This window comes from Bradyrhizobium sp., from assembly GCF_049586575.1.
Classification (GTDB): Bacteria; Pseudomonadota; Alphaproteobacteria; order Rhizobiales; family Xanthobacteraceae; genus Bradyrhizobium.
The window spans coordinates 1-1,933 of sequence record NZ_JBAVCF010000669.1 but is presented as its reverse complement, the minus strand read 5'-3'; the positions used below and the strand labels follow the sequence as shown (position 1 = coordinate 1,933).

General features: G+C 59.2%; 5 protein-coding genes. 2 read left to right on the top strand and 3 right to left on the bottom strand.

Features of this window, described 5'->3' with window-relative positions:
* Positions 1 to 193: hypothetical protein (locus WB528_RS24570; protein ID WP_423891585.1), on the top strand; the 193-nt coding region annotated here is incomplete at its 5' end.
* A gap of 34 nt (positions 194 to 227) precedes the next feature.
* Here WB528_RS24570 and WB528_RS24565 read toward each other — a convergent pair.
* From WB528_RS24565 to WB528_RS24555, 3 genes are all read right to left on the bottom strand, one after another.
* A complete protein-coding gene (locus WB528_RS24565) occupies positions 228 to 449 on the bottom strand; it encodes a hypothetical protein (RefSeq protein ID WP_423891583.1) in 222 nt (73 codons plus the stop codon).
* A 153-nt stretch (positions 450 to 602) separates the two neighbouring features.
* Complete coding sequence (locus WB528_RS24560) at positions 603 to 932, bottom strand: hypothetical protein (RefSeq protein ID WP_423891582.1); 330 nt, start codon at positions 930 to 932, stop codon at positions 603 to 605.
* Positions 933 to 996: 64 nt separating this feature from the next.
* On the bottom strand, positions 997 to 1,188 hold the full coding sequence (locus WB528_RS24555) for a hypothetical protein (protein WP_423891579.1): 192 nt from the start codon (positions 1,186 to 1,188) through the stop codon (positions 997 to 999).
* Positions 1,189 to 1,500: 312 nt separating this feature from the next.
* Here WB528_RS24555 and WB528_RS24550 point away from each other — a divergent pair, with 312 nt between their 5' ends.
* Positions 1,501 to 1,869 carry a CsbD family protein gene (locus WB528_RS24550; RefSeq protein WP_423891577.1) on the top strand — a complete coding sequence of 123 codons (369 nt, stop codon included), beginning with the start codon at positions 1,501 to 1,503 and terminating at the stop codon, positions 1,867 to 1,869.
* Positions 1,870 to 1,933 lie beyond the last annotated feature (64 nt).

Sequence of the window (1,933 nt, the reverse complement as noted above, 5' to 3'; positions counted from 1 at the left end):
GCTCAAGCACAGCGAAGGGGAGCGAGCCACGCTGGATTTCATCTTTCAGGCGAATATCGCCCATTACAAAGAACTGCGGGCTACCGAAACGGACGCCAGAAAGATCGCGACCATGCGCAAGCTGCTCTCGGAAGAAGAAGCCAAGCTGGCCGAGTGGCGCGCCAGAAACCCCAAATCGAACGCGGCAGAATAAGCCTACGTATCGAACCGGAAGCGACCTGATTGGCCTACCGTGCTACCGTTAGCTTATGGCAACAAACGTGATTTTCACCTGTCCGGTGACCAAAAAGAATGTGCAGCATCGGTTTGAAGGCCCACTGCCGGATCACGATTATGAATCGGTGACCTGCCTCGCCTGCGATGGTCTCCATTTCATCAATCTCAAAACTGGCAAAGCTGTAAAACGCGACGATAAATAGACCGCCGCCCAGGCGGGTGGCCTCTTTCATTGAGGTCCGTATTTGCTCCCCCCGGCCGTTGATTGGTACAGAATCAGGTACCCGGACGAATACCGTCTAAAACGCTGTCCTGATTCCCGACAGCGCGTGTTTGGTTAGCGGCCGTCAGGGCCGGAATAAGCATCCGGCAGCCGCAGCTCCTTCTCACCTCCAGAAGGTGACGATAAGTCCGCCTGCGACGATCAGCGCGCCGCCGAACCAAACCTGCATTCCCGGAGGACTGCCGAATACCACCAGGTTGACGATTTGCCACACCACAAAAAGGGTGGCGATGTAGAGCCCGACGACGCGGCCGAACTCGACCGGTGCGAGATTGAGCGAGAAGCCATAGCCAAAAAGAAAGGCCGCCCCGGCAACGAATAACGCACCGCGCGGCAGCCAGGCGGTCTGCGCGATGCCAACTCGAACGATGGCGTCCCCAATGGTTTCCAGTGTCGTCGCGGCGAGCAGAAACAGGAAGATACTTAAATCCATCGATGATCTTTGATACGCCGCCTGGGTTGGCGGCTCGTTTCAGTTTTCTCGCCGGCTTGCCCCATCACTTCTGCCGAACATCCTGAGCTGGTTTGAGGCCGCCCTGCCTGGTCAGGGGGTCCTCCAGACTGGGAGGGTCGACAAGCCGATCAACCGAAAAGATCACCCCGAGAATGACAAGCGCGGCGGCCAGCAACAGCCCGCCGCCCCAGGCCAGTATTTCCTTGATCGAGTAATCCCCAAACATAAGGGGCAACCTACACTGTCCCGGGTTGCGGCCTCAAGTGTGACAGAACGGCCCCGGCCCGGGTAAACGAGTCCGGGGCCGCTGACGGCGACAGGAAACATGCAGAGGAGGAGTACCGCCATCGCCTCAAGTTACGGCTGCAAACCGGCTTGAGTTTCAGTGGCCAAATCTGCCGTCGCGAACCGGGTATCTGGCTGGCATTTGGGTGCCAGAGCGCAAAGATCTCCACGGAAAGTTGCCGCGACAAAGTAGCGGCGAAGCCGTCCGGAACAGAAACCGGTCCCGTCTATTAGTTTGCAGAACCTCACAAGGGAGCATGCGATGGACAAGGATCGAATTGCCGGATCGGCAAAGGATTTCGCGGGCAAGGTCGAAGGCGCAGTCGGCGGTGTGGCCGGCGATGCAAGGACCCAGGCCGAAGGACGCTTTCGCGAGGCGTCAGGCACGGCGCAAAACCTCTATGGCCAGGCGAAGGACGCCGCCCGCGATGCCAAGGATGCGGCGATCGGCTATGCCAAGGATTCGTATGAAAAAAGCGGCGATAGTTTCCGCGACGGCACGCAAGCGATTGCGAAAGGCGTGCAAGACAACCCGCTCGGCTCGTTGTTGATCGCAGGCGGCATCGGCTTTGCGCTGGCGCTGTTGATGACGCGGCAGCCGCGCCGCCCACCGTCGCGCTGGCGTTATTGAGATGGCGTTGGCGGCTAGTACCGCCGATCCGAAGTCCCTGCGCCACAAGCGGCGAATTCGATCA

Excerpts from the sequence above, each read along its gene's own strand:
- WB528_RS24565 (WP_423891583.1), bottom strand. The coding sequence starts at position 449 with ATGAAAGAGGCCACCCGCCTGGGCGGCGGTCTATTTATCGTCGCGTTT.
- WB528_RS24560 (WP_423891582.1), bottom strand. The coding sequence starts at position 932 with ATGGATTTAAGTATCTTCCTGTTTCTGCTCGCCGCGACGACACTGGAA.
- WB528_RS24550 (WP_423891577.1), top strand. The coding sequence starts at position 1,501 with ATGGACAAGGATCGAATTGCCGGATCGGCAAAGGATTTCGCGGGCAAG.